This is a genomic window from Streptomyces sp. NPDC001832 (assembly GCF_040297265.1).
Classification (GTDB): Bacteria; Actinomycetota; Actinomycetes; order Streptomycetales; family Streptomycetaceae; genus Streptomyces.
Map to the genome: position 1 here is coordinate 193,514 of NZ_JBEOYU010000006.1, position 7,868 is coordinate 201,381.

Consider the following 7,868-nt stretch of genomic DNA (forward strand, 5'->3'; position numbering starts at 1 on the left):
AACACTCGCACGCGCGCCGAAACCCAACTGCTGCTGAACCAGCCGATAAACGCTGTCGCATGAAGTGAACAGAGCCACCCTTCAGTGCACCGAGGGTTGGTCAGGCGAGTTCTCGGACGTCGACGGTGTGCTGTGCGTCAGCGAGGTCCACGACATCGGGGGTGGGCACACGGCCGGGTTCCGGGTCGGGACTTCGAGGTCACCGCCGAGATCCTCGGCTGGACCCTGCGTATCGCGGTCTCCGACACCCGGGGCGAACTCCGGCCCCCGCCCCGGGCGAGCCACGCCCCCCGATGCCGCCGCTGGCGGAGACCGGCCGGGGCATGCTGCTGGTGGAGGCGCTCGCCGACCGCCAGGAGTGGCGGCGGCAGGGTCGGCTGCCCGAGAAGATCACTCGTAGCTACTGGTAGGCGGACCCACCCCGTAACCAGCCGCACCGTTCGGGGCGTGCGGCTGAGCGGACTCACTCCCGCTCAGTCCAAAGGAACGGTTCGCCACGGTCGCCCTGTCGGGGCGCCGCTGACCGCCTCGATCTACCGGCAGGGCACCATCGGCGCGGCCAGGCCCACCTGGAACAGACCGCCCGCGACCTGAACGACCGACTCGCCCGTAGCTGAACGCTCCCGCTGTCCACCGTCCAAGTCATCGGAGCCGCTTCGGGTTCCTGGGGGCTCATGATGGGACAGGCAGCGGATTCGGGTCCCCCCGGCGTGCCGATCCACCCGCCCCTGTGCGCTCGTCCGATGGGATGACGAGCCGTCAAGACGCTTGCTTCATATTTCATTTGTATGGGTGACTTGGGCATCCGAACCGGTGGGCCGCCCATCCCTCTCCGGGGGAGCGCGGAACCGTTCTGTTCGCCGACCGTCCATGTGTGACGGACCTCGGCATCGTTTGCTCCGGACGGGCCGCGATGGGCGCCCCTGTAGAGGACTTGGATCCGACCAGTCGCCCCTGCCAGGTAGTGGCAGGGGCTGGTGGGACAGCCCCCGGCCTCTGCAAGGGAGCGGTGCGCGAGCCATCCGCGTACGCCGAGTACCTCGTTGTCGAGGCCACGAGCGTGGCCACGGACTCTGCGACCCGCGTGCGGTCATTGCCGCCGTGAGCGAGCCGACAGCAGTCACGTGAGCACCTCGGCCTCATGCCGATGGCAGTGCGAAGGTTGCCGGTTCAGCACCGCGAGAGCAGCCCCGGCTCGTACGGAGCGGCGCCCGCGACACGGCTCATCACGGCTCCAAGCACCCGGTGGGACCGGCCGCGGAGGAGGTGAGCGAGGGCGGCCGGGCCCGACAGTGCTCGGTGGTCCACGTCATGGCCATGGGTCTTGACCTGGGCCGGAATCGCAGCCAACTCCCGTATCTCATAGATCCGTTCAAACACGGAGGACGACCATGCCAATCAGTCCGAACCAGGGCTCCACCGGTGGCGGTACCGCCGTCACCATCACGGGCACCAACCTCACGGGCACCAGCGCTGTGCTCTTCGGCACCAGCCCGGCCACCGGCGTCACCAACGTCTCGCCCACCCAGGTCACCGCTGTCTCGCCGTCCGGCTCCGGCACGGTCGGCGTGACGGTGGTAACCCCGGGCGGAACCAGCAACCCGACACCGTTCTTCTATGTCGGCGCCCCGTTCAAGTCCAGTCTGAGCGTGAGCTCGGGCGCCACTGCGGGCGGCAACACCATCACCATCAGTGGCACCGGCCTGTCCACCGCCACGGGGGTGTCCTTCGGCGCCAATACCGTCACGCCGACGGTGATTTCGGACAGCCAGATCAGTGTCGTCGTGCCCGCGGGTGCGGCAGCCGGGCCGGTGAGCGTCAGCGTGACGACCGCCGGAGGGACCAACAACGGTCTGTCGTACACATACATCGACGCCCCGACAATCACCGGGATCACTCCGGCTTCCGGACCGACATCCGGTGGAACGGCGGTGACCATCACGGGCACCAACCTGACCTCGACGAGCCAGGTCACGTTCAACTCGGCGCCGGCACCGTTCTCGGTCATCAACGCGACGACGGTGTCCGCCGTCACCCCGCCCGGCGCCGTCGGTGCGGTCGATGTCGGTCTCTCCAACCCTGCCGGAACAGCCACGGACGTCGGCGCCTTCACCTATGCGGCAGGCCCCGGTATCTGATCCGCCACGGCTGCGGCACCGACCGCCGACGCGGAACAGCGCCCGGCTCCGGTACCGCCTTCGGATGCATGATGTCCGCCCCGGTCAGGGACATTACGTGCCCGGCCGGGGCGGGCAATCCACTCGGTACCTTGCTCGTCGCCGCCCGGCCAGGAGGTCCGGGCGGCGCCCCGATCTCCGCATCCCCTCCACAACGCCCCGACCACATCCCGCCGATCACATCACCCCGACAGGAGAACGGCTGTGGAGAGCTCCGACAGCTCAATGTCCCACGCTACGCAACCGTCGACGGCTGCGACGGCCCCCGTAATCACCACGATCAGCCCTCTCGGGCCCGCCGGGACGGTCGTCACGCTGACCGGCACCGGTTTCACCGACGCGACCGCGGTCACCTTCGGCGGTACTCCCTCCGGTTCGTTCGCCGTGGCGTCCGCGACCAAGATCACCGCAGTCGCCCCGGCCGGTGCGGGCACCGTACAGATCGCGGTGACCACGCCCGATGGAACCAGCAACGGCATTGGCTTCACTTACACGGTCGCGACGCCCGCGATCAGTTCCATCGCACCCAACCAGGGGTCGGTCGAGGGCGGGAACACGGTCACGTTGACCGGAACCGGCTTCACCGGCGCTACCTCGGTTCGTTTCGGTACCGTGGCCGCCGCGTTCATCGCCGTCTCTGCGACACAGGCCACCGCGGTCGCCCCCGCCGCGCCCGTCGGCACCGTCGATGTCACGATCACCACTCCGGGCGGCACCAGCGCCGGGATCCCCTATACGTATGTCGCCCTTCCGGTTCTGGGCAGTGTGGCTCCGGCCCAGGGGCCACTCTCGGGTGGGAACAGCATCACCTTGTCCGGGACCGGCTTCACCGGAACGACCTCCGTACGCTTCGGCACCAATGCGGCGAGTTCGTTCGTCCCCGTCTCGGCGACTCAGCTGACTGCGATTGTCCCTGCCGGTGGCCCGGGTCCGGTTGCCGTCACGGTCACCACGCCCGCGGGTACCAGCAGCCAAGCCGTCTTCTACTACTACCTCGGCGCACCGGTTCTCAACAGTGTCGTCGCCGGGTCAGGGCAGGTGGGCGGTGGCAACTCCGTGACGCTGACCGGTGCGAATTTCCTTCAGGCCACGGCGGTTCGCTTCGGCGTGACGGCGGCGACCAACTACACCATTGCCTCGGCCACGGAGATCAGAGTGACGGTGCCGCCCGGAGCCGTCGGCACCGTCCCGGTCACCGTCACCACGCCCGGCGGCACGAGCAACACCGCGGCCTACGAATATCTGGGTGCTCCGGTCATCGTTGGTCTGGTACCCAACCAGGGCCCGTCGACAGGCGGAAACACGGTGACTCTCACCGGCGTCGGACTGACGTATGCCACCGCAGTACTGTTCGGGAGCGTGCCCGCCGCCTTCACCGTGGCCTCCGACACCCAGCTGACAGCCACGGCACCGCCCGGCGTGGTCGGCGCGGTCACCGTCAGGGTCGTCACCCCAGGTGGCACCAGTATCGGCGTTCCTTACACCCGACTTGTCCCACCCGGCATTTGAGCGGCACGTGGGACCCGCAGGTGCACGTCGTCGGCGAACGCACTTTGGCGCGCCTTGAGGAGAGATGCCGGCCCGCGTGCGGGCGAGGAAGCGGTTCGCCGGGCAGGCCGGCCGACTCGGCGGACGGCCGGCCTGCCTGCCTAAGGCTGCGCGACCCTCAACTCCCGTACGCTTACCGGCTTCTTTGCGTCATCCGAAGCGACCGTCAGCCGCACCAGACGGGCCGTCGCTCCCGACCCGTACGGCTGCCAGTCCGTGCCGTTCACCGAGGTCTCCAGGCGGTAGGAGACGAAGCGTGCGTCCGTCCACTCCGGCTCGATCGAGGTCACCGGGGCCGCGCGCCCCAAGTCCACCGTCAGTGTGCCTGTCGCGCCGTCGGGGGACCAGGCCGTGGCCGGGCTGCCGTCCACCGCGGCGGCCGCGTACAGGCCGGGGGTCTCGGAAGTCGCCGTGGCCGGGCGGCAGCGGGCCGCGTCCGTCGTCCGGGCGAGGTCGGGGCGGCGGGTGGCGAGGGCGAGCGTGCCGGTCAGGAGGCGGGGGCCGGTGGGGGTGTGGACGGTGAAGGGGGCGCCGGAGGTCAACCGGACCGTTGTCGTCAGGGGGCCGATCGCGATGTCGTACGTACGGCCCCGGTAGCGCAGCCCCGTCAGCGTGACGCCCTTGCCCAGCTGCGGCGGCAGCAACGGATCGAGCCGCACCCCGTCCTCCCGTAGCCGAAGACCCGTCAGGCCATGGGTGAACACCTGGAGGAGTCCGCCCTTCCCGGTGAGGAAGTCCTGGGCGGGGGCGCCCGACAGCGGGTCCTGCGCGCCTGACTTCGTGCCCCGGGCCTCGCTGAACAGGGCGTACGGGCCGCGCATGAACGGGCGCACGGCGCGCTGGAGATAGGTGTACGTGGCGCAGCCAGGTGCCCCGATCGCGGCCGCGGCGATCGCATGGACCGAGTCCGTCATCGCGGGGCCGTCCGGATCGGTGCGCTCGGCGTAGTAGTCGAGCGTGGACGCCCGGGCGCCCGGCTCCATCGGCCATTCGAGTGGGTAGATCAGCAGCACCGTGTCGGCCTGTTTGATCGTCGAGCCGTGGTAGCCCGCGTACTGAAGGAAGAGCTTCCGCTTCGGGTCGTACGGGATGCGCAGACCGTCCGCGACCCGCGTCCACTCGGCCGGTGCCGGGTGCCCGAGCAGCTGCGCCGCGCGGGTGGCGTTGCGCAGGGCGGTGGCCGCGACCGCGTTGGTGAAGACGCCGTCGGTGACGTCGTTGCTGTACTCGTCGGGGCCCGCGATGTCCTTCACCGAGTAGCTGCCGTCGTCGTTCGCGGTGGCCCGCGAGGCCCAGAAGTCGGCGATCCCCTGAAGCAGTGGCCAGCCGTGCCGGGCCAGCCAGTCGCGGTCCCCGGTCGCCAGGTAGTACTGCCAGACGGCGAGCGAGATATCGCCCTGGAGGTGGTTCTGGTTGATGCAGTGCGGGGGGTCCCAGCTCTGGCACTCGGTCCAGAGGTTGCCCTTGCTCGCGCTCGTCCATGGGTAGAACAGGCCCCGGAATCCCAGCTGCTGGGCGTTGGTACGGGCGGCTGCGCGCGTGCGGTAGCGGTACTCGACGACCGGGCGGGCCAGTTCGGGGCGGGTGGCGAGCAGCCCCGGGTACATCCAGATCTCGGCGTCCCAGAACACCAAGCCCGCGTAGTTGTCGCTGGTCAGACCGGCCGGTGCGATGCTGTCGCGGGACCCGGTCCGGATGGAGGCGAGCAGTCCGTACTGCGCCGACCGCAGCCATTTCTGCAGCTCTGGACTGTCCGGTACGGCGATGTCGGCCGCCCAGGCCTGCCGCCAGGCGGCGGCGTTCGCGGCGAGGACACCGGACCAACCGCGCCGGGCCGCGCGCCGGGACGCCTCACGGGCGGCAGTGCGCGGGGCCGACGAGGTGAGCGCGGTGTCCACTCCGACGTACTTCTCGAAGGTGTACGTGCGTCCGGCGCTCACCCGGAGCGGGTTCTGTGCCGTCGGCGCCGGCTTCGATCCGTCGGTGCGCATCGTCTGGACGATCGCGCCCGCAGTCCCGGTGCCCTGCGTGCGGAACGTTCCGTCGTCGTTGAGTGTGATCCGGCGTGCGCCCCGCGGGTCGAGGCGGCCGGTGACGGTCGCCGTACCGCTCCAGTGCGGTGTCATGCGCAGCCGCACGGCGCCGGTGTGCACATCGGACCGGTCGGCGAGCACCTCGTACGTCAGGTCCGTCGCGCGACCGTCGGCCGTGGTCCAGCGCAGCGACGTGCGCACCAGGCCGCAGCGCAGGAACGCCGTCTGGCGGTAGTGCGAGATCCGGCCCGGAGGCGTGGCGGAGCCGTAGGTCTCGTTGCCGACGCTTACGTCGAGGGTCGTCCAGCTCGGCAGTGCGGCGATCACCTCGCGGCCGGCGGCGAGGTCCTTGTCGCGCCCGAACAGGCCGGAGACGAAGGCGCCGTCGTAGCGCGGAGTGAACAGCGGCCAGCCGGTCTTCTCGCCCGACGCGGCATATCCGGCGCCCGTGGGGGGCACTCGGTGGGCCAGATATCCGTTGCCGACGTAGGGGTCGTATCCCTCGGCCTCGCCGAACCGGGTGGAGGTCGGAGCCCAGGCGGGGTCGGTGTCCCGGCCGCAGGCCGTGGACGCGGGCGGGAGAGGCGCGGCCGCGTACGAGAGGGGCGGCAGCGGCGCTATCAGGGCGCCCGCGACGAGAGCTGTCAGGGATGTCAGGGACGTGAGGAGACAGACGCGCGAGAGGCTCACCGTACGAAGGTATGGACGCGCGCGCCGAGCGGTGGTGCACGGCGCGTGGCGTGCGGGTGAACGGCCGGGCCCCCGTCAGCCGGCGAGGCCGGTCTTGAGGCCTGCGCCGCACAGGGGTACCACGACGCTCCGGTCCGTCCAGCCGCCGACCGCCGCCCAACAGGCGACGCCCGTCGTCTCCACATAGAACCCGCGGGCAGCCAGATCCAGCTGCGCCGTACGGATCTGATCCTCGGTCACCGTGAGGAAGGTGCCGCCCGACTCCCGTACCGCGGCCAGGATGGCATGGGCGCGCGGTGGGCGTGGGATGGCGATGCCCTCGGCGAGGGTGGGAGTGGCAGCGCCGGCCGGGGTGTCGAGCAGTCCGTCCGCTTCCGCGCGGAAGGCGGCGGCCAGCGGTGATACGGCCTCGGCCTGTACGGCGATCAGCGCCGGGCGTTCGTCGATCAGCCCCTGGGCGTGGAGTTCGGCGGTGGCCAGGGCCGCGCCGAGGAGGAGGGTGCCGTTGCCGACCGGTACGGCGATGGCGTCCGGGAGCCGGCCACCGAGGTCCTCCCACATCTCGTACACGTAGGTCTTCGTGCCGTGCAGGAAGTACGGGTTGAAGACATGCGAGGCGTAGAAGGTGCCGGGGGCGTCGGCGGCGGTACGGGCGGCCAGCGCGGTGGCCTCACGATCGCCGGGGACGATCTCCAGCCGGGCGCCGTGGGCCCGGATCTGTTCGGTCTTCTTCGGGGACGTGCCTTCGGGGACGTACACCGTGCAGGGGTGAACGACAGTTTCCTATTTCTTTCAGTGGATATCTGTCACCTTCGGTGAATATCGTGATGTTGTGAAGCTTTCCGAGTGGGCGGTGCGTAACGGTGTGCATTACCAGACCGCGTGGACGTGGGCGAAGGGCCGTATGCCGGTCCCGGTCGTCCAGACGCCGTCGGGTACATGGCTCGTGACCGAGTCGGTCCCGCAGGCTGCGGGACGGGTCGTGGCGTACTGCCGTGTCTCGTCCGGTGACCAGAAAGCGGATCTGGAGCGCCAGGTCGCCCGGGCCGTTCAGGGCGCAACGTCCTGCGGCCTGGCGGTTGCTGACGTGGTGACGGAGGTCGGCTCCGGCTTGAACGGGCGCCGGCGCAAGCTGCACCGGCTGCTCGCCGACCCGGGTGTGGGGACGATCGTGGTCGAGCGCCGTGACCGCCTCGCCCGGTTCGGGGTCGAGCATTTGGAGGCCGCCCTCTCGGCCTCGGGGCGGCGTCTGCTCGTCCTTGACCCGGCGGAGACCGCCGACGATCTCGTACGGGATATCACCGAGGTCCTGACCTCGATGTGCGCCCGCCTGTACGGCCGGCGCTCCGCGAAGAACCGCGCTGCCCGGGCAGTCGCCGTTGCCACCGGCCCGGAGGTGGCCGGATGAAGAAGTTCAAGT

The 7,868-nt window shown here is 70.2% G+C and carries 5 protein-coding genes and 2 pseudogenes; 4 read left to right on the forward strand and 3 right to left on the reverse strand.

Translation table 11 applies throughout. The features are described from left to right. Positions 1-168: 168 nt before the first annotated feature. Positions 169-410, forward strand: a pseudogene (locus tag ABT115_RS30860) (ATP-binding protein); the annotation flags it as partial. A 760-nt stretch (positions 411-1,170) separates the two neighbouring features. On the opposite strand, the gene ABT115_RS07920 reads toward ABT115_RS30860, so the two are convergent. Further along, on the reverse strand, positions 1,171-1,380 hold the full coding sequence (locus ABT115_RS07920; protein WP_351785247.1) for a hypothetical protein: 210 nt from the start codon (positions 1,378-1,380) through the stop codon (positions 1,171-1,173). 11 nt (positions 1,381-1,391) lie between these two features. On the opposite strand from ABT115_RS07920, the gene ABT115_RS07925 reads away from it, so the two are divergent. Beyond that, complete coding sequence (locus ABT115_RS07925) at positions 1,392-2,138, forward strand: IPT/TIG domain-containing protein (protein ID WP_351785249.1); 747 nt, start codon at positions 1,392-1,394, stop codon at positions 2,136-2,138. Positions 2,139-2,381: 243 nt separating this feature from the next. Then, positions 2,382-3,686, forward strand: coding sequence for an IPT/TIG domain-containing protein (locus ABT115_RS07930; protein ID WP_351785252.1), 1,305 nt, complete (start codon positions 2,382-2,384; stop codon positions 3,684-3,686). Between the two features lie 140 nt (positions 3,687-3,826). Here the strand turns inward: ABT115_RS07930 and ABT115_RS07935 are convergent, their stop codons facing one another. Both ABT115_RS07935 and ABT115_RS07940 read right to left on the reverse strand, forming a co-directional pair. Beyond that, positions 3,827-6,448: a discoidin domain-containing protein gene (locus tag ABT115_RS07935; protein ID WP_351785255.1), complete on the reverse strand. Its 2,622-nt coding sequence runs from the start codon at positions 6,446-6,448 to the stop codon at positions 3,827-3,829. A gap of 75 nt (positions 6,449-6,523) precedes the next feature. Next, positions 6,524-7,216, reverse strand: a pseudogene (locus tag ABT115_RS07940) (pyridoxal-phosphate dependent enzyme); the annotation flags it as partial. A 64-nt stretch (positions 7,217-7,280) separates the two neighbouring features. On the opposite strand from ABT115_RS07940, the gene ABT115_RS07945 reads away from it, so the two are divergent. Beyond that, on the forward strand, positions 7,281-7,856 hold the full coding sequence (locus ABT115_RS07945) for an IS607 family transposase (protein ID WP_351785258.1): 576 nt from the start codon (positions 7,281-7,283) through the stop codon (positions 7,854-7,856). The last annotated feature ends 12 nt before the right edge of the window (positions 7,857-7,868 follow it).

Bases quoted from the DNA above. Each gene is read 5' to 3' on its own strand.
- ABT115_RS07925 (WP_351785249.1), top strand. From the start codon at position 1,392: ATGCCAATCAGTCCGAACCAGGGCTCCACCGGTGGCGGTACCGCCGTC.